Annotated in this window: 21 protein-coding genes; 9 read left to right on the top strand and 12 right to left on the bottom strand. The window is 40.2% G+C overall.

Translation table 11 applies throughout. The features are described from left to right. Window positions 1-113: 113 nt before the first annotated feature. Window positions 114-1247, top strand: a complete 1134-nt coding sequence (gene tyrA, locus HC000_RS06245; protein ID WP_041454671.1) for a bifunctional chorismate mutase/prephenate dehydrogenase — start codon at window positions 114-116, stop codon at window positions 1245-1247. 55 nt (window positions 1248-1302) lie between these two features. On the opposite strand, the gene HC000_RS06240 is transcribed toward tyrA, so the two are convergent. Beyond that, on the bottom strand, window positions 1303-2463 hold the full coding sequence (locus tag HC000_RS06240; protein ID WP_086997942.1) for a chorismate mutase: 1161 nt from the start codon (window positions 2461-2463) through the stop codon (window positions 1303-1305). A gap of 437 nt (window positions 2464-2900) precedes the next feature. Here HC000_RS06240 and HC000_RS06235 point away from each other — a divergent pair, with 437 nt between their 5' ends. Continuing rightward, window positions 2901-5909, top strand: a complete 3009-nt coding sequence (locus HC000_RS06235; RefSeq protein WP_179807230.1) for an EAL domain-containing protein — start codon at window positions 2901-2903, stop codon at window positions 5907-5909. A 15-nt stretch (window positions 5910-5924) separates the two neighbouring features. On the opposite strand, the gene HC000_RS06230 is transcribed toward HC000_RS06235, so the two are convergent. Beyond that, window positions 5925-6254 (bottom strand): translation initiation factor, encoded by a 330-nt coding sequence (locus tag HC000_RS06230; protein WP_011327641.1) that lies wholly within the window; start codon window positions 6252-6254, stop codon window positions 5925-5927. Between the two features lie 130 nt (window positions 6255-6384). Here HC000_RS06230 and HC000_RS06225 point away from each other — a divergent pair, with 130 nt between their 5' ends. The 4 genes from HC000_RS06225 (at window position 6385) to HC000_RS06210 (ending at window position 10702) form a co-directional block, all read left to right on the top strand. Then, window positions 6385-6690 carry an STAS domain-containing protein gene (locus HC000_RS06225; RefSeq protein WP_011327642.1) on the top strand — a complete coding sequence of 102 codons (306 nt, stop codon included), beginning with the start codon at window positions 6385-6387 and terminating at the stop codon, window positions 6688-6690. Between the two features lie 264 nt (window positions 6691-6954). Then, window positions 6955-8604: a fused response regulator/phosphatase gene (locus HC000_RS06220; protein WP_179807229.1), complete on the top strand. Its 1650-nt coding sequence runs from the start codon at window positions 6955-6957 to the stop codon at window positions 8602-8604. Between the two features lie 55 nt (window positions 8605-8659). After that, window positions 8660-9319 carry a GAF domain-containing protein gene (locus HC000_RS06215; protein WP_011327644.1) on the top strand — a complete coding sequence of 220 codons (660 nt, stop codon included), beginning with the start codon at window positions 8660-8662 and terminating at the stop codon, window positions 9317-9319. A 189-nt stretch (window positions 9320-9508) separates the two neighbouring features. Then, the gene (locus tag HC000_RS06210) at window positions 9509-10702 is read left to right on the top strand and encodes an aromatic amino acid transaminase (protein WP_011327645.1); all 1194 of its coding nucleotides are present in this window, start codon (window positions 9509-9511) and stop codon (window positions 10700-10702) included. Between the two features lie 272 nt (window positions 10703-10974). On the opposite strand, the gene HC000_RS06205 is transcribed toward HC000_RS06210, so the two are convergent. The 9 genes from HC000_RS06205 to HC000_RS06165 form a co-directional block, all read right to left on the bottom strand. Beyond that, window positions 10975-11826 carry a Tim44-like domain-containing protein gene (locus HC000_RS06205; RefSeq protein WP_089367937.1) on the bottom strand — a complete coding sequence of 284 codons (852 nt, stop codon included), beginning with the start codon at window positions 11824-11826 and terminating at the stop codon, window positions 10975-10977. 160 nt (window positions 11827-11986) lie between these two features. Beyond that, a complete protein-coding gene (locus HC000_RS06200; RefSeq protein ID WP_011327647.1) occupies window positions 11987-12742 on the bottom strand; it encodes a DUF3379 domain-containing protein in 756 nt (251 codons plus the stop codon). Then, window positions 12742-13299: a sigma-70 family RNA polymerase sigma factor gene (locus HC000_RS06195; RefSeq protein ID WP_011327648.1), complete on the bottom strand. Its 558-nt coding sequence runs from the start codon at window positions 13297-13299 to the stop codon at window positions 12742-12744. Before HC000_RS06195 ends, HC000_RS06200 begins: the two co-directional genes overlap by 1 nt. A 59-nt stretch (window positions 13300-13358) precedes the next feature. Next, a complete protein-coding gene (locus HC000_RS06190; protein WP_179807228.1) occupies window positions 13359-15005 on the bottom strand; it encodes a BatD family protein in 1647 nt (548 codons plus the stop codon). Further along, entirely contained in the window at window positions 14999-16876 is a 1878-nt protein-coding gene (locus HC000_RS06185; protein ID WP_179807227.1) for a VWA domain-containing protein, read from the bottom strand. Before HC000_RS06185 ends, HC000_RS06190 begins: the two co-directional genes overlap by 7 nt. After that, window positions 16876-17862: a VWA domain-containing protein gene (locus HC000_RS06180; protein WP_011327651.1), complete on the bottom strand. Its 987-nt coding sequence runs from the start codon at window positions 17860-17862 to the stop codon at window positions 16876-16878. The genes HC000_RS06185 and HC000_RS06180 overlap by 1 nt, the downstream gene beginning before the upstream one ends. Continuing rightward, window positions 17855-18289, bottom strand: a complete 435-nt coding sequence (locus HC000_RS06175; protein WP_011327652.1) for a DUF4381 domain-containing protein — start codon at window positions 18287-18289, stop codon at window positions 17855-17857. The genes HC000_RS06180 and HC000_RS06175 overlap by 8 nt, the downstream gene beginning before the upstream one ends. A gap of 2 nt (window positions 18290-18291) precedes the next feature. Next, complete coding sequence (locus tag HC000_RS06170; protein ID WP_086998270.1) at window positions 18292-19236, bottom strand: DUF58 domain-containing protein; 945 nt, start codon at window positions 19234-19236, stop codon at window positions 18292-18294. A 3-nt stretch (window positions 19237-19239) separates the two neighbouring features. Further along, entirely contained in the window at window positions 19240-20196 is a 957-nt protein-coding gene (locus HC000_RS06165) for a MoxR family ATPase (protein WP_011327654.1), read from the bottom strand. A gap of 328 nt (window positions 20197-20524) precedes the next feature. On the opposite strand from HC000_RS06165, the gene fadI reads away from it, so the two are divergent. Continuing rightward, entirely contained in the window at window positions 20525-21835 is a 1311-nt protein-coding gene (gene fadI, locus HC000_RS06160) for an acetyl-CoA C-acyltransferase FadI (RefSeq protein ID WP_011327655.1), read from the top strand. After that, window positions 21835-24024 carry a fatty acid oxidation complex subunit alpha FadJ gene (gene fadJ / locus HC000_RS06155; RefSeq protein ID WP_179807226.1) on the top strand — a complete coding sequence of 730 codons (2190 nt, stop codon included), beginning with the start codon at window positions 21835-21837 and terminating at the stop codon, window positions 24022-24024. The genes fadI and fadJ overlap by 1 nt, the downstream gene beginning before the upstream one ends. A 345-nt stretch (window positions 24025-24369) precedes the next feature. Here fadJ and HC000_RS06150 read toward each other — a convergent pair whose 3' ends face one another. After that, entirely contained in the window at window positions 24370-24756 is a 387-nt protein-coding gene (locus HC000_RS06150; protein ID WP_011327657.1) for an MmcQ/YjbR family DNA-binding protein, read from the bottom strand. 192 nt (window positions 24757-24948) lie between these two features. Between HC000_RS06150 and yeiP the strand changes: the two genes are divergently transcribed. Next, window positions 24949-25521, top strand: a complete 573-nt coding sequence (gene yeiP / locus HC000_RS06145; protein ID WP_011327658.1) for an elongation factor P-like protein YeiP — start codon at window positions 24949-24951, stop codon at window positions 25519-25521. Window positions 25522-25611 lie beyond the last annotated feature (90 nt).

Raw genomic sequence — 25611 nt, 5'->3', positions numbered from 1 at the left:
TTACTTATTTAGTCTTTTATCAGGCTATTGATCCTGTTAGTATTTATCGTATTGATTAGTTTACTTTAATGTAAACTTAAGTTGGCGTTTTTGCTTTTTAAGGTGGTATGCAAGTGGCGGATATAAATGATTTAGCTCAGTTAAGAGTGGGTATTGATGAGTGTGATACACAGTTGGTGGCACTGCTGGCAAGGCGTAATTCGCTTACTCAAAAAATTGGCGCAATAAAGCAGCAAACTGGTGCGCCACTTCATGCACCCGATCGGGAAGCTGATTTATTAGCTGCAAGGCGCCAAGAAGCAATTAATCAGGGAGTAAGCCCAGAGTTAGTTGAAGATATTCTTAGGCGTATGATGCGCGAAGCGTATCAGAATCAGCAAGCTAAACTTGCATGTGCTGCACCGCATTTATCACCCATTGTTATTGTGGGTGGGCAAGGTGCTATGGGGCAATTATTTGCTAAGCAATTTCAGCGCTCTGGTTACGAAGTGAAAACCCTTGATAAGCAAGATCAAGTAAACGCTGCAGCAATTTTAAAAGGCGCTAAATTAGTACTATTAAGCGTACCTATTAATGCGTTAGAAACTGTAGTTGCTGAACTACCTAAGTTAGATGAAGGCTGTTTATTGGTAGATATAACATCGGTTAAGCAAGCGCCAATTAAAGCACTAAAAGCAGCGCATAGCGGCCCAGTTGTAGGGCTGCACCCTATGTTTGGCCCAGATATTTCGCACTGGGTTAAGCAAACAGTGGTGGTGTGTGAAGGGCGTGACCACGATGTTGCACAGGGCTTGTTAGCACAGTTGCAAGTGTGGGGTTGCCAGCTAGTTGAACTTGATGCGAAAAAACATGACGAAGCAATGCAAATAATTCAGGTAATGCGCCATTTAACCACCTTTGTATATGGGCAGTTTTTAGCAAAACAAAGCCATACATTAGCGGAGTTACGTAGCTGTTCATCACCTATCTATCAATTAGAGTTAATGATGGTTGGGCGCTTATTTGCGCAATCGCCAGAGTTATATTCAGATATTATGTTAGCGCAATTTGATAACGTAGAGAGCTTACTGGCGCAGTATCAACAGACTTTTGCAGACACGCTTAAAAAGTTAAAAGCAGGAGATAAGCCCGCGCTTATTGATGCCTTTGCTGATGCAAAAGCTTATTTTTCAGATTCGACAGCGCACTTTTTAACCCAAAGTCGCAGCCTGTTAAATAAAGCGAATGACGCAAAAGTGCTAGATTAAAACAGAAAAACAAAAAAGGGCTTAATTAAGCCCTTTTTACATTATAAGCTGTGCGTTATTGCGTATTTACACTCACAGCTTGGAGCGTTTCGCTTTGATAGCAGCCTAAAATACGTACATACTGAGTGTATTCTTTTAGCTCCTCTAATGCATTTTTTACTTGGCTGTCGGCAAGGTTCGCTTCTAAGTCGACGTAAAATACTTCTTCCCATGGGTTACCCGGCATAGGGCGAGACTCTAACTTAACCAAATTAATTTTATGTTGTTTAAAAATCATTAATGCATCGGCAAGTGAACCAGCCTGCTGTTTAGTGGCCATAATTAAACTGGTTTTAGTGGGTATTTGCTTTGATACCTGTAATGGCTTACGCGCTACAACAATAAAGCGGCTGTGGTTTTCGCTTTGGTTTGCTAAGTTAGATTTAATCACTTCTAGGCCTACATTTTTACCTGCTTGGGCAGAGCCAATAGCGGCACTATTTGGCGTATTTAGTGCTGATTGCAGGGCACTTGAAGTTGAGTCGCAGGTTTCGTGTTGCAGCTCACCAAGGCCTTGTAAAAAGCGGCTACATTGAGCAAACGGTTGCGGGTGAGCAAATATTTTTGTAAGTTGGCTAAGCTCAGTATCTGGGTTGGCAAGTAAACAATGTTCAACACTGTGCGTTACTTCACCAACAATAGACACTTGTGCATGTTGTAGTAAATCAAATACTTCGTTGATACTGCCTGAACTGGTGTTTTCAATAGGCAGCAAACCAAAATCGGCTTGGCCGTTTTCTACTTTACCGGTAATTTCGTCAAACGAGCTACAGCCTATTTCCACTAACTTACCTGGGCGACGGCTAAAGTATTTATGACAGGCCAACTGGCTGTATGAGCCTTGCCCACCTAAATACGTAACACGATGGGTTTCGCTTAACGCATCTGGGTTAAGGTTTTTTTGCAGCATAGCTTGTTGATGCAATACAGAGTCTTCTAAAATAGTTTGAAAAACATTATTTACGTAATAGGCGTCTAACCCTAACGATTTCCCATAACCTATCAGCTTTTCTAGAAGTGCTAATTCACGGGCTTCATCACGAATCGGTTTATTGTTCGCTATTTTATATTCCACCACACCATGGCTAATACGACGTCGTTTGGCTAGTAAAACCAGTAAATCAGAATCTATCTCATTTATATCGTGTCGAAGTGTATTTAGTACATCATTGCTCATTTGGCTTTCCTCATTCCAAAAGTATGCTGTTCATACAGCAAAAACAAAAAAGCCTCCCGGTTGGGAGGCTTTGCTATTCGATTGATTTTATCTCACAAACAGTTCAGCCTCTTCTATATAAAGAAGCTAAAAAACGAAAAAAAAGTAACTGCGTAAGTAATGTTCATGCTGATAATGTATGGAGAGTTACTGTTAATGTCAACAGCGCTTTTGTTAAATAACTTAAGCTCTGAAAAATAAATCTATCACTAGTGGCTATTTTCAAGGTTAACTGTGTTGGATTTACTTGTAATAGGCCGTGATTGTTGCATAAATTTGTCTTGTTCCCTTTGTTTTTTATATAGTTTACAAATAATTTATAAATATGATCTTGGATCTGGTATATTTCAATTACTGGTTCAAATAATAATAATTATTAATAATAAAAAGGTTAGCCTGTGGTGTATCGACGCCCCCCATCTCGTTTCGGGATAAACTCACTTAGCGTCAAGTTGTCATTGTTGATTTCTGCAATATGTTTAATTGCTGGAGTGTGTGCGGCCGCGTTAATGCTCAAATCTGAAGAAAAACAACTGGTTTTTGAAGAGCATGAAGTATTAAAAGAATCTAACGAATTACTTATAAAACAATTCAAAAACTTACTAAACACTAAAATTAAAGTTGCTCAGCAAGCAAATATAGTCGTGGGTGAGCAGCTATTTAGTGATCAGTCATCGTTAATAAGTAATAAAGTAAATACACTGCAATTAAATAATGACGGTACGATACGCAGTGCCTCTACTGATGGGCTTTCGGCTGCATTTATCCCACAAACTAGCTATACACCTTTTTATAAACAATTAATATCAGACTCTGAAACGCTCTGGAAAATTATATCGCCAACACTAACTCAAGATTTTTTTAATTTTTACCTTATTACTAAAGATAACTTTATTCGCATAGCGCCGCCTAACGAGGCTTTAAATGCGCCAGCTAATTATACATTTACACAAAGTACGCGCTTTAATTACGCTAAGGCGCTTACTAATCCTCAACATAGGCCTGTTTGGTCTAAAGTTTATTACGATACTATATGGCATAAATGGGCTATTAGCTTAACGGTTCCTATTTATAAAGAGGGTGAGTTTTTAGGTGTTACTGGCAGTGACATCGCGCTAAAAACATTAATATCGCAATTGCCAATTGGCGGAAAAGAAAAACAGTTAGTGGTATTTGACAGCCAAGGGCAGTTATTAGCGCACCCCAATTTAACCCAATCAAGTTATGCACAATATGGTAAAGCAGGTAAAAAACTACTCCCTGAGGACTTTATTGATCCCACATTACAAGTAATTGTAGATGATGCGATTAAAATGCAACGGTCTGAATATGCCGACTCATTCAAATTAAATAATGAAGCGCATATTATTAATATTCATAAAATAGATGGCTTAGATTGGTATGTAGGGGTATATAAAAAACGTTCTTCAACATTCTCAGCATTAGCAGATTTAAAGATGAAGTTTTTTGGGCTATTTATACTCTATGCCATTTTAGTCGCCTTACTCTTACATCAAGCACTTTATCAGCTAGTACTTAGGCGTATACATTCTTTGGTTTATGCCGTTACAAACTTTGGTCAAGGCCAGTTACAAATAGAATTTCCAAAAGAAAACAAAGATGAAATAGGCACTCTCAACGGCTCATTTAAAGACATGACCATTGAAATTAGAAAGCTAATAGATGGGCTTAACCAGCGTATTATTGAAAAAGAAATTGCAGAAAAAGCAGCCAGGCGACTATCCAAAGCCGTGGCGTTTTCTGGTACTGGTGTGGTGATCACCGATAAAAACTTTGTCATTGAATACGTAAACCCTAAAATGCTTGAAATGACCAGCTTTTCAGAGGAACATTTTAATAGAGCGCCTTTATTAAGCATTATTGCAAGCGAAATGGCTATATTAATTGATGATATAGATGTTGATTTACGCAGTCGTAATTGTTGGCGTGGCGACACCTTAATTGAAAGCAATAATAAAGCGCCTATTTGGGTTTCTTTAAGTATTTCACCTATTCGCGAAGATGACGGAACAATTACCAGTTACGTAGCCTCTGCGCAGGATATTTCGTTTGTTAAAGAAAGCCAGCGTAAAATGGAACAGCTTGCTTATTTTGATACTTTAACAGGACTTGCTAATCGAACATTTTTTAGAATGCAGCTGCGTAAATCGATGGCGCTTGCTGAACGCGGGCATTATGCCTTTGCATTGTTTTATTTTGATTTAGATGAATTTAAACGTATTAACGATACCTTAGGCCATAATGCAGGCGATCAATTACTCGTTGAAGTTGCAAATAGATTAAAGCAACGCCTAAGAGCCGAAGATACTATTGCGCGTTTAGGCGGTGATGAGTTTGCTATATTACTCAGTGGCATTGAGCATCAAGAGCATGCAACTCAAGTGGCAAATACGATTCAAAAAACCCTTAATGAGCCTATTCAACTTGGCAGTAACGAAGTTATTATTAGTGCCAGTATTGGCATTACTATGGCCCCATACGACAGCCAAGAAGAAGACCAACTGTTAAAGCATGCCGACTTAGCCATGTATGAAGCAAAAGCAAAAGGGCGTAACACCTTTCATTTTTATAGCCAAGAGCTCAATACTGCTGCAAATGAACGCCTGTTTATTGAAAACGAGCTACGCCAAGCGATAAAAGATAAACAACTCACGGTTTATTATCAGCCGCAGATTGATAGCCGCACTCAGCTTATAGTGGGTTACGAAGCATTGTTACGCTGGTTTCATCCAACAGAAGGGGCGATTGCACCCACTAAATTTATACCTATTGCAGAAGCTACCGGTTTAATTGTTGAACTGGGAGAGTGGGTATTACACCAAGCATGTAATTTTGCAGTTAAGTTAGAGCGCCAAGGTAGAGCGAGTAATATTGCGATTAACTTATCGGCCAGACAGTTTAAAGATGCCAGCTTATTACCTACACTGAAAAAAATAATAGCCAGTACACAGGTGTCGGCTAAAAGCCTACATTTAGAATTAACCGAAAGTATGCTGATGGGCAATGTCGAAGCTGCTATAGCACAACTACATGAATTAAAGGGACTCGGGGTTTCTATTTCTATAGATGACTTTGGTACTGGTTACTCTTCATTAAGTTACTTGAAACGTTTTCCGGTGGATATTCTTAAAATTGATCGCTCATTTATAAAAGATATTCCAGATGATAATAATGATATGGCAATAACAGCGGCAATTATAGCCATGGCGCAAAAGCTAAAACTCGATGTGGTTGCCGAAGGGGTAGAAACCGTTGAGCAAGTAGAGTTTTTGAAAAATAACAATTGCTTTATAGTGCAAGGGTATTACTTTAGCCCGCCAATTGCAGAGCGCGATTTACCCATGCTTTTTGAACGATTGGAGCAAATGGCGAAGGACGAAAAATAAAATTAAATTGCGGGTTTAACCACCCGCAATTTTTACTTTAAAGGTTAAGCTTTCTAAAATAGCTTTTAGTTTATCGCGATCATCACCTTGTACTTCAATAAGACCGTCTTTTACTGCGCCGCCTTGGCCCATTTTACTTTTAAGTGTTTTAGCTAATTTTTTTAAATCATGCTCTTTAGGATCGACTCCAACTACCAGCATAACGCCTTTGCCTTTGCGTCCTTTTGTTTGGCGCTCAATACGCACAAACCCGTCTTTAAATAGTTTACCTGCAACTTCTTTCTCTGGTTTTGGTTGCTCTATTCGCCCCGTTTGTGTTGAATATACTAAGTGACTATCGCTCATCATTACCCTATACAAAAATTGAATCAAACAATGGCGTAAATAATAGCAAATTTGTGTATTGATGTTTTTATTTTTGCTAATTAGTTTTAAACAGTTATATTTGATTCAAAGAATATTAATAGGACATAATATGAGTTTAACTAAAAGTATATCGGCCGATGCAGCTACGTTAACAATACATATAAAGGGTAAGTTTGACTTTAATTTAGTGCAATCTTTTCGCCAAGCGTATGCGCAAATAGACAAAAGCATTACTAAAGTAATTATCGACCTAAGGGAAACCGATTACATGGACAGCTCAGCATTAGGTATGCTGCTAAATATGCAAAAAAGCATAGATACACAGGTCAATAAATTTGAGATCAGCAACTGCCAACCACAATTAAAAAAAATATTACAAATATCTCGGTTTGATAAGAAGTTTGATATTAACTAGGGCCTGTTGACCTTTCAGGATTAAAATTTGTTCAATCTAGGGGCGATTAAATCGCGGCGCGAGGTTTGTAACCTAGTGGGCTAAGTAAAAACCGAACAACAAAGAGTTAATCGTCCCTAGAAAGAACCCAAAGGGCAGCGCATGTTTGGCATTTATGCTGCGTTATCGCCTATTTATGGGGAATAACCACACTACATAGGCTCTGCTTTGCCTAAATACCAAACATACTGCTGCAAATTTAACCTCGAAAGATAAACAGGCCCTATGATGCATATTTTAGTTGTTGATGATCAAGCCCTTAACCGAATATTACTGCAAAGGCTATTAACACAAGAAGGCTATACAGTTTCTTTGGCGTATAATGGTGTTGCCGCTCTAAAGATACTCGCGCAAACCCCAATTGATATTGTGCTGCTTGATGTAGTAATGCCTATTATGGATGGCTTTGAAACGGCAAAAATAATAAAACAACGCTTTAACGATATTCATTTACCTATTATTTTTATTACGGCACTGGATGATCACGCCAGCTTTGAGCGTTGTTTAGCGGTTGGCGGTGATGACTTTATTCAAAAGCCGTTCGAAAAAGTAATTTTACACGCCAAAATTAAAGCCCACTGCAGAACCCGTGAATTAAGTAAAAAGGCTAACCAGCAAAAAATATTACTTGAGGAGCATCAAAATCAGCGTGAGCGAGAGTATGAAATTATTGAGCATATTTTTAATAACTCCCTCGAAAATCAAGATCAATTTAAAACCCACCTCGATTTTAATTTATCGCCTGCCACCATGTTTAACGGCGATATGTTTTTAGTCGCGCAAAGTCCTATAGGTAATTTATATTGTATGCTGGGTGATTTTACCGGTCATGGTTTAGCGGCGGCAATAGGCGCTTTACCTGCATCGCGTGTGTTTTACACTATGGTTAAAAAAGGCATGGCGGTACACGACATTGCCCGCGAATTAAATTTATTATTATACAATTTACTGCCCGGACATATGTTTTGCGCTGCAGCTATTATAGAGCTAAGTGCATCTGGTAAAAGTATATCGGCATGGCTAGGCGGGCTTCCCGATACTTACTTAATAGATAAGCAAGGTAACCTTAAAAAAACGCTAGAATCGCAACATATGGCATTGGGTATATTAAACAATCAAGAGTTTGAACATGAGGTTATTCACTTTGAAGTAAATGAGCAAACACGGCTTGTACTTGCAACCGATGGCATAATTGAAACAACGAATAAACAAGGTGTTTTTTTTAGTGAACAACGCTTTATCGAAACCTTAAAATTGAACCCGATGATCAGCAGCGAAAACATCGTTAATAGCGTAAGTCAGTTTGCTGATGGTACTAAACAACAAGACGATATAAGCATAGTGTTACTCAATTGTTTACCACTAAGTGTGAAGCCGGAACCCAGAGAGGCATTTTCTAAATTAGCGTTTAATATGTCATTGAGTTTAGATTCGAAGCAAATAAAAAACACCGATCCGGTTTATGATTTAGTAAATATGCTCAGCAGTATTAGTGGCTTAAAAGCACATAGAGCGAATATATTTTTACTCCTATCGGAGGCATACAATAATGCGCTTGATCATGGTGTACTTAAATTAGACTCACAATTAAAAACTCAAGATGATGGCTTTTTTAAATATTATGAATTGCGCGCAAAAAAACTTGCAGAACTTAGTAATGCAAAACTCTCTATAGAGGTAAGTTACTGCCCTGATAGCTTGAACTTATACTTTATTATTTGCGACAGCGGCTGCGGGTACACTCACCAGCAAGATACCCTGTTTAATGACGCAGCTGAGTTTGGCCGCGGGCTGTCACTGCTTGACGAAATAGCACAGAGAGTGACTTATAACAGCAGCGGGAACCAAGTTGAAATGTGTTATAAGTTGAGCTAGCACTGTAAAAAAATCCATGCTAACATTTGTACACTATAGAAGTATGGATGGCCAAATGATTAATTCCTATTTACAACAAGCACAACTCAGTGCAGACACCCGTTTAATTTCAGCAGAGCTAACAGCGCTTGAGCAAGCACTTGTAAGCACTAGCTTGCCTGAAGTTCGCTGGCATTATCAAATTCCACAGTTAGGTGAGGGCGGAGCATGTAGTTTATTTGGTTATCTGCAAGATGAACCGTTTAAGTTAACTGCTTACGTAACTAACAATGAGCAAACGCACACTAAGCTTGCTAACTTACAGGCTATTGTAAACTACATACAGCAGCAAACTGGGGTTGATTGGTATGGTATTTATCAAACTCACGATACTGCACAGGGTAAACAGCTTTTAAAGTTAGCTTATCATGGCGCGCCAAGTAGGCCGCTTTTTCCGCTTACAGCCGATTTTGCCGCGGGCAGTAACAACGTGCAAGTTGCGCTCTCTAAAACGGGCCGTATTATTAATAATGTTGAGCAATACTTAAGCCAAGGAGGGGAGTATTATACTTGCGACCCAAAGGTTAAGTCTGAGGTGTGCTTACCTTTATTTAATAGGAGTGGTGAATGCGTAGGAATTATTGATGCTGAGGCGTTTCATAATGATTTTTTTGATGAAAAAGTACTCGCAGTCCTAATTGCATGCTGTATTAAAATTCCTCAATTTTTAGTTTAAATAACAAAAATAGACTATGTTGAGGTTTTTAATAATGATTTTTTGCATGCACAAGGTATTAACTGTATTAATGGCATGCTGTATTAAAATTCCTCACTTTTTTGTACCAATAACACTAGCCAACCTAGCGTGTTTTTATGATAAGCTTAAGCTCACACCAACCCCCTAAATAATGATAAGAGATAGTCAATGTTCTCAGTATTAAAACCATTACCCACAGATCCTATTCTTGGCCTTATGGCGGCCTATAAGCAAGATACTAACCCTAATAAAATTGATTTAGGTGTGGGTGTCTATAAAGATGAGCTAGGCAATACACCGGTACTTAAAGCGGTAAAAAAAGCAGAAGCGTTTCGTTTAGAAAATGAAACCAGCAAATCTTATATTGGTTTAGCGGGTAATTTAGATTACTGTCAAAAAATGGAAAGCTTACTATTAGGTGAGCACAAAACATTACTAGCTAACCGTGTACGTACGGCGCAAGCGCCAGGTGGTACTGGGGCATTACGTGTTGCTGCTGAATTTATTATGCGTTGTAATCCAAAAGCAACAGTGTGGGTAACTACGCCAACATGGGCTAATCATATTAGCTTATTTGAAGCAGCGGGCTTAACAGTAAAAGAATACCCTTATTACGATTACGAAAATAAAGATTTACTATTTGATGAGATGATCAACACGCTTAAGCAAGTGCCTAAAGGCGATGTGGTTTTACTACATGCGTGTTGTCATAACCCAAGTGGTATGGATTTAAACGAAGCACAGTGGAAGGTAGTTGCTGAGCTTGCAAAAGAAGTGGGCTTTACGCCGCTTGTTGATATTGCATACCAAGGTTTTGGCTCTTCACTAGAAGAAGATGCACGTGGTTTACGTATTTTAGCTGACGCAGTTGAAGAGTTAATTATTTGTTCTTCATGTTCTAAAAACTTTGGTCTTTACCGCGAACGTATTGGTGCGTGTTCACTAATTGCAAAAGACAGCGCAACTGCTGATATTTCAAACTCAGTATTACTTAGTGTTGTACGTAGTATTTATTCAATGCCGCCAGCGCATGGTGCCGACATTGTAAATACAATTTTAAGCAGCACTGAGCTTACGCAAATGTGGCATCAAGAGCTTGATGAAATGCGTAGCCGTATAAATGGTTTACGTACACAAATTAAAGAAACACTAGCGACTAAAGACATAGCGCAAGACTTCTCGTTTATTGAGCGTCAGCACGGTATGTTTTCTTTCTTAGGAATTAATAAAGAGCAAATTACTCGCCTACAAAAAGAGTACGGCATTTATATTGTTGGCTCAAGTCGTGTAAACGTAGCGGGCGTGAGTGATGCAAATATTGAATACTTTGCAAATGCAGTTGCCGACGTATGTAAATCATAATAGTTAACCTGAACTCTGGTTAAGAGATTTACTAACATATTGAATCATCGTTATATTTAATTTTATTTTCTCTAGCCAGAGGTTTTCAGTGAAAACAAGGCGAATTTACGCGTCAATAGCCGGCCTATTGCAAGTAAATTCAACGCAGTTAGCGCTGAAAACAGCTGCTTGAGATAAGTTTATTATCCGGAGCTCAAGTTAGTTAAATTATTTAACTAAAAAACCGCACAACCTTAGGTTAGTGCGGTTTATTTTTGCCTCGTATTTAGAGCCTATGCGTCTATTAAATCTTCAACGCCAACAATCAGCCAAGGTGCATCAGTAAGCGTTAAACGCTCTAAATGCCAAATTTCTAAAATAGGTTGTTCTTGTTTATCTGCTAAATCGCGATACTTACCTTTAAAGCGTACGCTTACTTGCCACTTGTCAGTCAGCGTATCTGCGCGTACTAGTTCTGCATCTATAAACATCACTTCAGTAGCTACGCTTGTAATTGCTTCGCGCTCTGCTTTAAATTCGGCCACTAATTCAGGGCTTAAATACTCAGCCATAGTGTGATAATCAGCTTCGTTCCACGCATTTTGTAGTGTGTGGTAATGCTCACGAGCACCTTGTAAAAAGCCGTTTGTATCAAAGCCAGGCGGTAAGTTAAAAGGCACATCGTCGCCGTGCGCAGTACTATTAGCAAATCCTGTACTTGTTGTTTGTTCATGCTCAATAGGTGCTTGTTTAAATGCATTTTGTGACATGCCAGCACTGGCCAGTTGAGGCGACTGCCTTGCGCGCATAAAGCCACGAACAAGTTTAAATATTATAAAGGCTGCACCCGCAAGTAAAATCATCTCTAGCAGCTGAAACCCTTCAAAATCACCACCTAACATAGCAGCAATTAAGCCACCAGCAAGCAGTCCACCAAAGACACCCGCCATAATGCCTTTTTTATTAGATGCTGGCTTTGCCGCAGGCGCAACTGCCTTGGTATCTGTTTGTTGCTTTTGTGCGGTTTGTTGCGTAGCTGGAGTTTTACCACGTTTGCTACTACCAAACTTTTTACGTGCTTGTGCATCAAAGCTTGCAGTCATTAGCAAGGCCAACAAAGATAAAATAACGACAAAATTCTTCATGAAAATCCTTAAATAAAATAAAGTGTCGATTATACCTATAGAAATATTATTTACTTTAAAAATCAGTTGGCTGGTTGGTAATATTTAAGGGGCAGGAGTGAAATTATTAAATATTAAGCGCACCGCTTAGCTGGTCTAAGCGGTGCGAGAAGCTACAAGGTTACAGCCAGCGAATAGCGCCAGAAACACGTTCATTATACATATTCACCGGCGCACCTAAGCTGGCAATTAATACGGTATCGGCTTGTTGGCCTCTATTAATATGGCCTTCAAATCGGTCATCATGAAAGTCATCAGAGCCCATTTCAAACACTTTATTTTTAGTCGGCACAATAAATACCGTCATAGGGCCAAAGTCAGATTCAAACACTAAATGTATGCCTTTCTCCCCTTTAAAGTCACAAAACATAGCGTAAGTAATTTTACCGGGTAGCTCACTTAATTGTCCGCCAAGTAAGGCGAGCTTTTCATTCACGCTTTGCAGGCTAATTGCTTGTGTTTTATCGAGAGAATTTATTTCGTGATAAACGTGGGCTAAAGCATGCTCACCTGCGCCATAGGTATTTTGCTCAGAACTAAAAAAGAATGCACTTATAGTAACAACAAACGAAGCGGCTAGGGCTAAATGTACTCGGTCAAACTTAAAGCGCGATCGCGATGCAATAACGTTTTTATTAGCCGGTATTTGCGCTTGTTGCTGTGCTTTTTCTTTTAAAGAGGTGTTTAAAAGAATTCGCTCGGCTAGGTTTTCAGGTACCGGAACGTCATTAGCTGCACTTTGTAAATATTTATCGAAATCTTTCATGTCGTTAATAAACCGTTGTCGCTCTGAGTTGTCTTTAGCAAACTCGGTAAGCTCATTGTCAATATCGTTTGGCTGCGCAATAGTGCGGCGACGAAACTCAAGCTCATCCATTATTTTGATGCCCCTTTAAGTTGCTCATCATCACGGCTTAAAGCCTCTTTAAGTTGGTTTCTAGCACGGTATAGACGTGTCATTACCGTGTTTTTATTTAAATCGAGTATATTCGCAATTTCTTCGCCTGAGCAGCCCATTACTACTTGCAGTAATAACGGCTCTTTGTATTCATCAGGCAAGAGTGCAATTTGGCGCTGAATAACAGTTTGCTCCATTTCATCGTCTAAAGAGTGGCTGCTTTCATCAACCAATAATTCATCTTCTATATCGCTATAATCAAATTGTTTGCGCTCAAATCGTCGCGCGTTTTCGCGACGTAAAATCGTAAGTAACCACGACTTTGCTGCTTTTTGATCCAGTAAAGAGTCGAGCGAGCGCCAGGCACGCAAAAATGTTTCTTGTACTAAGTCATCGGCAATGTGTGGATCACGGCATAACCAATAGGCAAAGCGGTAAAGCTCTTTATGGTAAACATGAACCAAGGCTTCGTAGCGCTTTTGCTTTTGTGCCATATCAATTAAGACCTGATTATTCGATTTTTTATTTCCAAACATAAGTTCTTTTTTTAGTTAAATATTATTTAATGTAATAAAAGGCCTATACGCATTAAAATTTAATGGTAAAGGTCTTTTAATACAGCTTGTTGCGACTTTAATGTTTGATCCTGATACTTTTTAAGTAATTTAACTATAGCTGTAAGATCGCTGGTTGTTTTTTTATTACTGTATAATTGTGTTTGTAACTGCATCACGTTATTAGTTAGTTCTGCATCATTAATAGCACGGCATAAAGTATCAATAGCGCCCATATTTTGCTTAGTTACTGTTTTTGCATATATATTTAATGCGCTATAAAACATTTTTGCATCGTTTTTATTTGCTGCATGTAATAAGTTTTTCAAACTAGGCAGCGCGGGCGTTTTATCAGTTGTAGCTACTACATGCGCATTATGAGTAGAACGGCTTAACCAATAAAAAATTGCAGTCACAATCCATAATAAATAGCCCAGTACAGCAACAATTATTAACCATAATGGTGTTGAGCTTTGTACTTGCAGCGGATTAGTTGCATCTATACTATTTTGTCCTGCTGCTTGGTTATTGGTATTTTGCGAATCATTTATAACCACAGGATTAGCAGCATTGCTACTAGGGAGCACAGTAATAGTGCGCTCTGGTAAAGTGGCAAAGCTAATACGATTTATTTTAGTGTTGTACCAAGGCAGTTTTATTTCGGGCAGCGTATAGGTGCCGGGTGTTTGTGGTAACAAAGCATAAGAGGCAATTTGCTGCGATACTACACGGCCATTACGCACCGCATTGTTATTTTCTTTTTGATCTGGGTAGCTACGGATCCCCGTAATATCGGGCATTGATATTTCGGGGAGTTGCTCTTTGGTTACACCAAGTGCCGTTAAGGTAATTGTGCGTGTGATAGGAGTGCCTACCTCAACAGTATTATCCTCTGGTTGCCATTGCTCATCTAAACTTACTAACTCACTAGGCAGCCAAGCGCCATTGTAATTACTTGGAATAGGCTTTATTTCTATTTGCTGATCATTGCCAAGTGCCGATACTTCTAACTGGCGGTAATTTTGTTGCACACGGCCTTGAAAAGCTGGGCCGGCAATAGTGTAGTCACCACTTTTTTGCGGCTGAATTAAATACTCTCGGGTAATTACTAAGTAACGTTTACCGTCAACCAGTTCATAATCTTCCGTTTGTTTACCTAGTTGGCTAAGTTGTGCATTTTCCATGCTAGGCGTGCCTAAACTGCCGTCGAGTAGCTCTTTGGCTAAATAAAGTTTAAGCGTATAAACACCGGCTTCTTGTACAAACAAAGATTTACTTGAGAGCGATGTTTTTAAAAATATATCGTTATTTTTATCGGCATCAGCTGCGCGCTTGGCTACTTTTAAAGTAATAGGCTGCGAGCTAAGCCCTGCAACAGTAAACGACGGTATAGTGTATTCACCTTCACGGCGGGTCATTAGTTTAACCGACCAGGTAGTTTGCTTGTTCATACTGCCATTTATAATATTGGTGCGGGTACTTAAGCTAGTAGGGCCAACCACAAAGCTTTTTAACAGCATTGAGGTATCGGGTTGTTCATCTTTAATTGTGTCGTCTACTGTAATATTAAGAATAAAAAACTCACCCGCTAACACTGGGTTTTTATTTACACTGGCTTCGAGTTTGGTGGCAGCCATCAATGGCATCGCACTTAATAGCAATAAACAGCAAAATAATCGCATTACCATGACTTTTCTACTCCTGTGGGGCGACGTTGATATTGTCTTTTTTGGGCTTCTAATTGCATTTTGTTCCGTAATAAAATAGCGGGATCGTCGGGCACTTTTCGCAGTAACTGATTAAGCTGCTGTGCTTGTTCTTTTTCTTCGTTAGTCAGCTCACTGGCTTGTACTGCTTGCGCTTGTTGCTCGGCAGTTTGTTGTTGCTCGTCGGGCGCAGATTCGTTTGCAGCCTGTGGCTCACTTTGTTGCTCAGCGTTATCATTTGGCTGTTCGGCTGGTTGATTTTCACTTTGCTCGTTTTGCGGCTCAGCTTGCATGTCAGGTTTATTTTGTTGATCAGCTTGCTCTTGTGCTTGCTCAGAGTCTTTATCCGATTTATCGTCACTGTTTTTTTCACTGTCACTTTGGGCTTCGCCTTGCTCAGAATTTTTTTGCTGATCTTGCTTGGTTTCATCAGAATCTTGTTGCTGGTTTTGCTCATCACTTTTTTGCCCGTCTTGTGATTCGCCGCCGTCTTGGTTTTGTTGCTCTTGCTGCTGATTCAGTAATTGCTCAACCAGTGCTTGGTTGTCTGCGGCTTGTGTAAAGTTAGGGTGTAATGCTTGAGCTTGTTGGTAAGCATTAATTGCTTCCTCTAGCTTGCCCGCTTTAGCAAGTGCGTTACCAAAGTTATAAAAACCGGTTGCCGATTTATCATCACTAAATTGATTAACCGCGGCCTCAAAGTTCCCTTGCTGATAAAGCGCAGCGCCTTTTAATTGGCTCGATTGGGCTGTTATTGCTTGCTCATAATCTTTATTGTTATAAGCATCAAGCGCTCGTTGGTCGGTATTCTTTAAAACAGTGGGCAGCTCTACGGCATAGGCATTTTGTTGTGGTAAAAAGCTAAACACTAAAAACACACTCAGCAAAGCCGCACGTCTAAATAAATAAAGGCTTAAAGGTAGTAGCAGTAACAAGCCATAAATACCGGCGTCTATACGCCAAAGCGCATGATTTTGTTTTTCATCTTTTAGCAACTCACCATTAGCGCTAGGTGCAAAAACAGCAATGTCGGCGCTACTTGGCTGATAACTAGCAAATTTACCACCGCTGTTTGTAGCTAAACTTTTTAGCTGACTGGTATTAATAGTCGGCACTACAATTTGCCCGTAGTGGTCTTTTAAAAATCCGCCTTCGGGTAGTTTAATTGGCGCACCTTGGGCGGTGCCTACACCGTAAATATTTAATCGGTATTGGGTGTTTTTAGTAAAAGTGCTCACCTCACTTTGCTCTTGCTGATCAATGCCGTCGGTTATTAAAATAATATCGCCATCTAGGTAACCGGCTTGTCCTAATAGCTCTTTTGCTATATCAAGGCCAGCTAAAACATTAGAGCCTTTGTCGGGCATTATTTCTGGGCTTAAGCTAGGTATTAGGTTTTCAAGTGTAGTGGCGTCGTTGGTTAGTGGTGAAATGGTATAAGCACTGCCTGCATAGGCTACTAGCGCTGTGTCACCTTCTTTAAATAAATCAATCATATCGAGGGCTTTAAAACGCGCCTGCATTAATCTATTTGGTAAAATATCTGTGCTGTACATAGAGTACGACATGTCCATAACAATAACGCGAGCGTTTTTGCTTTGAAACACAGGTACTTGCTTTTCTTCAAAGCTGGGGCCGGCACTAAATATAATCCCTAAGCTGCAAAATAGCGCTAGTAACCAAAGTGGCTGGTTAGTTTTAGTGCTTGCGTCGCTCATAATAAACTGTGCTAAATGCGGTGCAATTAGCTGCTCATTGGTGGCTTTTTTGCGCTTAATTAAGGCAACAAAAAATAACCCAACTGCGGGTATGAGTAACCACAAAATAGCAGGGCGAATAAATTCAAAATCCATTAGTTAGGCTCCTTTATTGCGCGCAGGGTTGTTAACATTACTTTTAAGCTAATTAATAAAATAGCGATTAATAACGGCAAGTAAAATAATGAGCTTTGCGGGCGAAAGGTTTGCTCATCTACACTAATGGGCTCTAATTTGTCTAGTTCGGCATAAATTTGCTGTAAACCGGCTACATCTTTAGCTCTAAAGTACAAGCCGCCAGTTTGCTCGGCTATGCGTTTTAATAACCCTTCATCTATTGTGTCGCCGCTCATACCGCCCATATTAAATAAACTAAACCCACGAGGATTATCTGAGCCAACGCCAATGGTATACACTTTTATACCAGCATCGCGGGCAAGCAGTAGGGCTTCTTCGGGTTTTAAATTACCCGCAGTGTTTTGCCCGTCGGTTAGCAGCACCACAATACGATTGCTTTTATCTTTGTTTGCAAAACGTTTTACCGACAACCCTAAAGCATCGCCAATGGCAGTGGCGCGGCCAACTAAACCAATTTGTGCCTCAGAAAGCATTTTACTTACGGTTTTTACATCACGCGTAAGGGGGGTTTGTAAAAAGGCGGTGTCGCCAAATAAAATAAGGCCGAGCCTGTCGCCTTGGCGCTGCTCTATAAAATCAGTTAATACCGCTTTAACCATAGTTAAGCGGTCAACATATTGGCCATTGTAAGCCATGTCTTGCTCGGTCATAGAGCCTGATAAATCAACCGCCAGCATTATATCGCGGCCTTCGTTTGGCATTGAAATAGGATCATCTAACCAAGTAGGGTTTGCCGCGGCTATTACCAGTAATAGCCATATAACCCACTCGAACGGGGTTAAGCGCCGTGCATGAGCTTCAACGCTTTGGCTGGTTAAGTTATGTTTGGCAAAGCTTGGGATCCGCAGTCGAGTGTGCGCATTGTTTACAGCCGGTTTTAGTAATAATAGTAATAAAGGCAGGGGGAGTAATATAAACAGCCATGGCCAGCTAAATTCAAACATTAACCACTTCCTTTAACTTAAATTGCTTAATTGCTTGGCGAAACTTATTTTCTAGCGCGCTATTGTTTTGCTCAAGATTATAAACACTGAGAATTTCTTGTTCGCTAAAACTTAATCCGGTTAGTGTATTAAGCGTATTACACCACTGCTTGGTAGATTGCGTAGCAAGGCGTTTATCGTAATAGGCAATGACTAAGCGTTTTAAAATAATATGTAATTGCTGAGGATCAGTGTGCTGTTGGCTTAAATTAACCGCGAAGCGTTTTGGTTGTTTAAATTTATAACGCTTATAAGCCATATAAATTGCGGCGCTTAGCAGCAATAACAAAACGGCAATAATAACCCACCAAGCAGGGGCAAGTGGCCACCAATTTACTTGGCTTGGCGCTATTATGTCGTGTAGGCCATCAAGTGGAGACGTTTGCATGGTTATTTTCTCACTAATTGCAGCTCAAGCGGTGTGGCTGCATTGAATGATATTAAATTAAGACCCGATTTAGTTAAGCGATTAAAGCGTGTGCTAAATGCCTGTTCGGCATTTTTAGCAAAGCGCGCTCTAAAACTACTATCCATAAGTGGTAGGGCAAAGTCTTGGCCATTGGCGCTTACTGTAACGGCTTGTTTAAATGCCGGTAACTGATGCTCAAATGGATCGCTTATGTGGCAACCAATTAGCTCGCAGTGACGGCTTAGTATTTCGAGCTGTTTAAAGCTGGCGTCGTCTAGGGCATTAAAGTCAGAAATTAAATACACTAAACTACCGGGTTTAGCCAAATGGTTAAGGCGCTTTAAGTTATCGCTAAAGTTGTTAGTGGCTTGCTCGTCAATTGCGTTAAGGGCTTGCTGGTGGCTATCACACAAATTATGACACAGCTTTAATACCGCTTTTTCACGGGCGCTGGGCTTGAGCTCTAAATGAGAGTGCTGATTAAATACAATGCCACCAATACGGTCACCACGTTGGCAGGCCGACCAAGCAACTAATGCGCTAATGTGCGCGGCTTGCACCGATTTTAATAACAACTGCGAGCCAAATAGCATCGAGTTTGAAAAATCAGTAAAAATAAACACCGGGCGCTCTTTCTCTTCTTGAAAAAGCTTAGTGTGTGTTTCGCCAGTGCGCGCAGTTACACGCCAATCAATAGAGCGAATATCGTCGCCTTGTTGATAGTGGCGTACTTCAGCAAACTCCATACCACGGCCTTTATGCGGCGCAAGGTATTGCCCGGTTAAGGTGTTTTTAATTTTTACTTTAGGAGCCAGCTCTAGCAATTGCGCTTTGGCTTTGTAATACATCAGCTCTTTAAGCGCTAAATTAACACCGTGGCTATGGCTTTGTGCAAGCCATGCTTGGGGATCTAATGGTGTTTGCATAAGTTACGGTACGGCTACAAGTTCAACAATACGGCTAATTACCTGATCTTTAGTAATGCCATCGGCTTGGGCTTCGTAACTTAAAATAATACGATGGCGCAGTACATTATGTACTACTGCCTGAATATCGTCGGGCGCTACAAAATCGCGGCCTTGCAACCAAGCATGCGCACGGGCGCATTTATCAAGGGCAATAGTGGCACGTGGGCTAGCACCAAACTCAATCCAGCTACCTAGTTGTGCATCTAACTTAGCACCTTCACGGGTAGCTATAATAAGCTGCACTAAATACTGCTCAAGTGGTGGTGCTAAATAAAGGCCTAAAATAGCTTTACGAGCGGCAAATAAATCGCTTTGACTAATTTTTTGCATTACCGCTGGTTGCTCGTTTAATGCTTCGCCTCGGGTTAAACGCAGTATGTCTAATTCGTGCTCTGCGCCGGGGTAACCTATACTCAAATGCAGTAAAAAGCGGTCAAGCTGCGCTTCAGGTAGCGGGTAAGTGCCTTCTTGCTCCAGCGGGTTTTGTGTGGCCATTACTAAAAATAGCTCACTTAGCGGATAAGTATTTTTACCTACCGTTACTTGGCGCTCTGCCATGGCTTCTAATAAAGCTGATTGTACTTTAGCTGGGGCACGGTTTATTTCATCAGCTAAAATAAGATTATGAAACAGTGGGCCTTTTTCAAATACAAACTCACTGGTTTGCTGGCGATAAATATCAGTACCAGTAATATCGGCAGGGAGCAAGTCGGGCGTAAATTGCACCCGCTGAAACGAGCCTTCAATGCCTTTAGCTAAGGCGTTTACGGCGCGCGTTTTTGCAAGGCCAGGAGGGCCTTCTACTAATAAGTGGCCGTCAGCTAAAATGGTAATAAGTAGCGCTTGAGTAAGCTCTGGCTGGCCAATAATTTGTGTATCTAAGTACGTTTTTAATTGTGAAAATGCGTTAGCTGCCATAATAAATAGACTGTCCTCGTCAGCTGGAATAATACCAAAGTTATTTGGGTACGAAATACTGACCTAGTTATAAGGTTTAAAATTGGATAACTCAAGAGTTAGACTGTATTTTTAAAAATAGTTCGTTATTTATTAACGACTTTTAGCCTATCACAAAACTTTGTAAATGCGTCTAAAAAAGCCTATTGTAGTACTTATATAGTGGGTTTTAGAGAATTTTATTTGCCTACTAATCGATAAATTTCAGTTTATCTATTGGCTTTAGTACACGGGTTGTTTAGAATCGAGTAAAATAAACAGGTCAGACCTGTCAGCGGGAGCATAATTAATGTCTGAGCAAAACATACTTAAAACACCAAAAGGCGATCGTATAGCCATAGTTAGCGGCCTACGTACACCTTTTGCCAAGCAAGCAACTGCGTTCCACCATGTACCTGCACTTGATATGGGTAAACTTGTGGTTAACGAAATGCTTGAGCGATTAAATTTCAACAAGTCAGAAATTGATCAACTTGTATTTGGTCAGGTAGTGCAAATGCCAGAGGCACCAAATATAGCACGCGAAATTGTATTAGGTACTGGCATGCCGGTATCGGTTGATGCTTATTCAGTGTCACGCGCCTGTGCGACTAGTTTTCAGGCTATTGCCAACGTTGCTGAGTCTATTATGGCCGGCTCTGTTACTGTAGGTATTGCTGGTGGCGCCGATTCTTCATCGGTACTACCCATTGGCGTGAGCAAAAAGTTAGCTGGCAGTTTAGTTGATTTAAATAAAGCGCGTACCTTAGGTCAGCGCTTAAAAATATTTTCAAAGTTGCGCTTAAAAGATCTATTGCCAGTGCCTCCTGCGGTTGCAGAGTACTCAACAGGCCTTTCAATGGGGCAAACTGCTGAGCAAATGGCTAAAACACATAACATTAGCCGTGAAGATCAAGATGCATTAGCGCATCGCTCGCATTCATTAGCAACCCAAGCATGGGCAGATGGAAAATTAAAAGATGAAGTAATGACGGCGCACTTACCGCCATATAAAAGCTTTATTGAAGAAGATAACAACATTCGTAAAAACTCAACGGTTGAAGGCTACGCTAAGCTTAAGCCAGTATTTGACCGCCAACACGGTACAGTAACTGCAGCAAACGCCACCCCATTAACCGACGGTGCAGCTGCGGTATTAATGATGAGCGAAAGCAAAGCAAAAGCACTGGGTTACGAAATCCTTGGTTATGTACGCAGTTTTGCGTTTTCAGCCATTGGTGTTGAAAAAGATATGCTTATGGGTCCAGCTCATGCCACGCCTATCGCACTAGATAGAGCGGGTATTACCCTTGCCGACCTAGACTTAATAGAAATGCACGAAGCGTTTGCATCGCAAACACTCGCTAACATGAAAATGTTTGCCTCAGATAAGTTTGCGCAAGAGCACTTAGGTCGCAGCAAAGCGATTGGCGAAATTAACATGGATAAGTTTAACGTATTAGGTGGATCGCTTGCTTATGGACATCCATTTGCAGCAACCGGTGCTCGCTTAATTACGCAAAGCTTATACGAGCTTAAGCGTCGTGGTGGCGGTTTAGCATTAACAACAGCCTGTGCTGCAGGTGGTTTAGGTGCAGCTTTTGTATTGGAGAGTGCGTAATGTCAGATTCAGTATTTAATTTAACGGTTGATGAAAATAAAATCGCCGTAGTAACTATAGATGTGCAGGGCGAAAAAATGAATACCCTGCGCAGTAGTTTTGCCGATGATTTAAAAGCCTTACTAGCCGAAGCTAAACAACAGTCTGTAAAAGGCATGGTATTTATTAGTGGTAAAAGTGATAACTTTATTGCTGGCGCTGACGTTAAAATGCTTGATAGTGTGCAAAAGCGTGAAGATGCTTTAGCTATTAGCGAGTTATGTCACCATGCATTTTTTGACATGGAAAACTTACCTTTCACTACGGTTAGTGCTATTCATGGCGCTGCTTTAGGTGGTGGGTTAGAGTTTGCATTAGCCTGTGATTATCGTGTAGGCACCGACAGTGGTATTACCATAATTGGTTTGCCAGAAGTGCAATTAGGTTTATTACCTGGCGGTGGCGGTACTCAGCGTTTAACTAAAATAATTGGCATTCAAAAAGGCTTAGAATGGATGCTAACTGGTAAGCAAATTCGTGCAAAGCAAGCTAAAAAAGCCGGTGTATTAGATGATTGCGTAGCACATAGCGTGCTATTAAAAGTAGCGAAAGAATTTGCCGCTAAAGGCAAAGCACCAGCTAAAGAGCCAAAACTCGACACCGTGAGCAAGCTGCTAGAATCAAACCCGTTTGGGCGTAACTTTATCTTTAAAAAAGCAAAAGAAAACGTCATTAAACAAACGGGCGGACATTACCCTGCGCCACTTTTAATTATTAAAGCGGTACGTGCAAGCGTAGAGCTCGATAAGCTAAAAGCGTATAAAACCGAAGCTGAAAGCTTTGCAACGCTGGTAATGAGCGATGAATCAAAAGCGCTGCGTAGTGTGTTTTTTGCAACCACAGAAATGAAGAAAGATTGGCGCAACGGCGACGCACCAGCAATTAACAAAACCGCAGTGTTAGGTGGCGGACTAATGGGCGCAGGTATTGCGCACGTAAGTGCCGTTAAAGCTAAAGTACCGGTACGTATTAAAGATGTAGCAGAGCAGGGCATTAGTAATGCAATGAGCTACACCTATAAAATTTTAGATAAGCGCTTAAAGCGCCGTATTATGTCTAAAGCCGATATGCAGCTAACAATGAGCCGTATTACAGGCGCAACCGATTACAGCGGTTTTAAAAATATAGATTTAGTAATTGAAGCGGTATTTGAAGATCTTGAGCTTAAACAAGGCATGGTTGCTGATGTAGAACGTGAATGCCAAGAAAATACTATTTTTGCGAGTAATACCTCGTCATTACCTATTTCGCAAATTGCAGCTCAAGCTCAGCGCCCTGAAAACGTGATTGGTTTACATTACTTTTCGCCAGTAGAGAAAATGCCACTGGTAGAAATTATTCCACACGCCGGCACCTCAAAAGAGACCATTACTCGTGTGGTAAATTTTGCGCGCAAACAAGGTAAAACACCTATTGTAGTAAAAGATACCGCTGGCTTTTATGTAAACCGTATTTTAGCGCCTTACTTAAACGAAGCAGCTAACTTAATGCTAGCAGGTGAGCCAATTGAAAAAATTGATGCAGCCTTAGTTGAGTTTGGTTTTCCGGTAGGCCCACTGGCATTACTTGATGAAGTGGGTATTGATATTGGTTCTAAAATTGCGCCAATTTTAGAAAAAGAGCTAGGCGAGCGTTTTAAAGCACCCGATGCATTTACTCGTATGATAGAGTCAAAACGCCTTGGTCGTAAAACTGGTCGTGGCTTTTATGAGTACGATAAAAAAGGCAAAAAGGTTGACGAGTCAGTTTATGAACTACTTAACGTTACCCCAGCTCCGCGTTTAAATAAAAGCGAAATTGCCAAACGTTGTATTGCACAAATGCTTAATGAAGCGGTTCGTTGTTTAGACGAAGGCATTATTGCCAGCCCGCGTGATGGTGATATTGGTGCTATTTTTGGTATTGGTTTTCCACCGTTCTTCGGCGGACCATTTAGCTATATGGATAAACTAGGCGCAAGTAAAATAAGCTCAGACATGTCTACATTAGGCAGTAGCAATGCAATTTTTACCCCTTGCGACACGCTTGTAGCAATGGCAGAGTCAGGTGCTAAGTTTTATGCCGTTCAGCCAAGCGCAGAGCCAACAGTTGAGTCAGAGCCTACAGAGCAAGTCACTGACGATGCTGCAGCGCCAAGTGCTAAAGAATAAGTAAATAAGCATTTACTAATAAAAACCGCATTTTATATGCGGTTTTTTTATGGCTAAATTATTTAAGCGAAAGCCTATTAAAAAGTTTACTAACCACTCAAATTATTAAACTCACTAAATATCACTCGAATAAGTAATAAACCATACCCTTAGAGAGTATTGTCTACTGCTTGAAAGTGGGTTTTTGTACTTGCTAATATTTAAAGGTAAACGCTGTGTGTTGAAAAGTGTTTTGGCATCGAGGTATATAACAGGATGTTTGAATTTAGCTTTAGGGGGGGGGCTAAATATTGGTAATAAATACGCTTGAAGTACTTCAAGCGTATTTAAAATAAAATGGGGTATTTAAAGATGGGCGGCGATAATTTTTTTATCTTTTTCAGGCATGTTATCTACCACTAAATCAAATGAATTATCAATCATTCGCTTAATCTCATTTTGCGGGATTGTGCCATCTAGTATTATGGTATTCCAAAGGCGTTTATTCATATGATAGCCAGGGATCACTGCAGTAAACATATCTCTTAATGCTAGTGCTTCGTCGGGGTCACATTTTAAATTTAACCACCAAATAGGCTCGCCATTGGCGTCGTTATTATCATCATTACCCAGTGCAAGGGTGGCAAACATTTTATGGTTTACCTTGTAAACATCAACTTCTTTAGAAAAAGGTTGGGTTACTTTAACTAGTGGTTTGTTAACTAAATACTCATGTACAGTTTGTTGGTCCATGATCCATTCCTTGAAGTCATACTCGATGAAACTACCATAACAGTTTTTTTAATGTTTGATTATATGTATTTTTGTAAAAATCATAATTTTATGAGTTAATCCAAGGTATAGCGGGGTTTTGAAGCAGTTTTAGTTGAACAAAATCTAGTTCGTGGTATGTTTCTCAGAGTCAAAAATAATAGGAATATATTCATGCCAAAGGCGAGTGAAGTTAAAAAAGGGACAGCCATTGATTTTAATGGTCGCGTTTTAGTTGTAAAAGATATAGTACGCTCAGTTCCACAAGGTCGTGCTGGTGGTAGTTTGTACCGTATGCGTTTATACGACGTAGTAACGGGCAGCAAAGTGGATGAAACATTTAAAGACAGTGATATGTTAACACTTGCTGATTTAACTCGTCGTGAAGCTATGCTTTCGTACATTGATGGTGACGAGTATGTGTTTATGGATAACGAAGATTACACGCCATATAATCTAAGTAAAGATGCGATTAGCGAAGAGATTTTGTTCGTAAATGAAGAAACTCAAGGCGTGCACGTTATTGTAATAGATGGCGCACCGGTTGGCCTAGATTTGCCATCAAGTGTTGAACTGGTTGTGGAAGAAACCGACCCATCTATTAAGGGTGCTTCGGCGAGTGCACGCTCAAAGCCGGCGCGTATGTCTACAGGGTTAAATATTTCAGTTCCTGAGCATATTTCTACAGGCGATCGTATTCGTATCAATACTGCAGAGCATAAATTTATGGGCCGTGCTGAAAAGTAAGCGCCTAATTATTTATATTAAAAAGCCGACTTGTTCGGCTTTTTTTATTGCTTAGATTCAAATAGTAAGTGCATAGCTTTAAAAATAGTC

Origin of the sequence: Pseudoalteromonas sp. MIP2626, from assembly GCF_013414205.1 — a bacterium.
Lineage (GTDB): Bacteria > Pseudomonadota > Gammaproteobacteria > Enterobacterales > Alteromonadaceae > Pseudoalteromonas > Pseudoalteromonas nigrifaciens.
This window is presented reverse-complemented; position numbering and strand designations above follow the sequence as displayed.

Excerpts from the sequence above, each read along its gene's own strand:
- HC000_RS06195 (WP_011327648.1), bottom strand. The coding sequence starts at position 13,299 with ATGTTTGGAAATAAAAAATCGAATAATCAGGTCTTAATTGATATGGCA.
- HC000_RS06165 (WP_011327654.1), bottom strand. The coding sequence starts at position 20,196 with ATGGCAGCTAACGCATTTTCACAATTAAAAACGTACTTAGATACACAA.
- fadJ (WP_179807226.1), top strand. The coding sequence starts at position 21,835 with ATGTCAGATTCAGTATTTAATTTAACGGTTGATGAAAATAAAATCGCC.
- fadI (WP_011327655.1), top strand. The coding sequence starts at position 20,525 with ATGTCTGAGCAAAACATACTTAAAACACCAAAAGGCGATCGTATAGCC.
- HC000_RS06200 (WP_011327647.1), bottom strand. The coding sequence starts at position 12,742 with ATGGATGAGCTTGAGTTTCGTCGCCGCACTATTGCGCAGCCAAACGAT.
- HC000_RS06205 (WP_089367937.1), bottom strand. The coding sequence starts at position 11,826 with ATGAAGAATTTTGTCGTTATTTTATCTTTGTTGGCCTTGCTAATGACT.
- HC000_RS06210 (WP_011327645.1), top strand. The coding sequence starts at position 9,509 with ATGTTCTCAGTATTAAAACCATTACCCACAGATCCTATTCTTGGCCTT.
- HC000_RS06180 (WP_011327651.1), bottom strand. The coding sequence starts at position 17,862 with ATGTTTGAATTTAGCTGGCCATGGCTGTTTATATTACTCCCCCTGCCT.
- HC000_RS06170 (WP_086998270.1), bottom strand. The coding sequence starts at position 19,236 with ATGCAAACACCATTAGATCCCCAAGCATGGCTTGCACAAAGCCATAGC.
- HC000_RS06225 (WP_011327642.1), top strand. The coding sequence starts at position 6,385 with ATGAGTTTAACTAAAAGTATATCGGCCGATGCAGCTACGTTAACAATA.
- yeiP (WP_011327658.1), top strand. The coding sequence starts at position 24,949 with ATGCCAAAGGCGAGTGAAGTTAAAAAAGGGACAGCCATTGATTTTAAT.
- HC000_RS06220 (WP_179807229.1), top strand. The coding sequence starts at position 6,955 with ATGATGCATATTTTAGTTGTTGATGATCAAGCCCTTAACCGAATATTA.
- HC000_RS06190 (WP_179807228.1), bottom strand. The coding sequence starts at position 15,005 with ATGGTAATGCGATTATTTTGCTGTTTATTGCTATTAAGTGCGATGCCA.
- HC000_RS06175 (WP_011327652.1), bottom strand. The coding sequence starts at position 18,289 with ATGCAAACGTCTCCACTTGATGGCCTACACGACATAATAGCGCCAAGC.
- HC000_RS06230 (WP_011327641.1), bottom strand. The coding sequence starts at position 6,254 with ATGAGCGATAGTCACTTAGTATATTCAACACAAACGGGGCGAATAGAG.
- HC000_RS06215 (WP_011327644.1), top strand. The coding sequence starts at position 8,660 with ATGATTAATTCCTATTTACAACAAGCACAACTCAGTGCAGACACCCGT.
- HC000_RS06150 (WP_011327657.1), bottom strand. The coding sequence starts at position 24,756 with ATGGACCAACAAACTGTACATGAGTATTTAGTTAACAAACCACTAGTT.
- HC000_RS06185 (WP_179807227.1), bottom strand. The coding sequence starts at position 16,876 with ATGGATTTTGAATTTATTCGCCCTGCTATTTTGTGGTTACTCATACCC.
- HC000_RS06240 (WP_086997942.1), bottom strand. The coding sequence starts at position 2,463 with ATGAGCAATGATGTACTAAATACACTTCGACACGATATAAATGAGATA.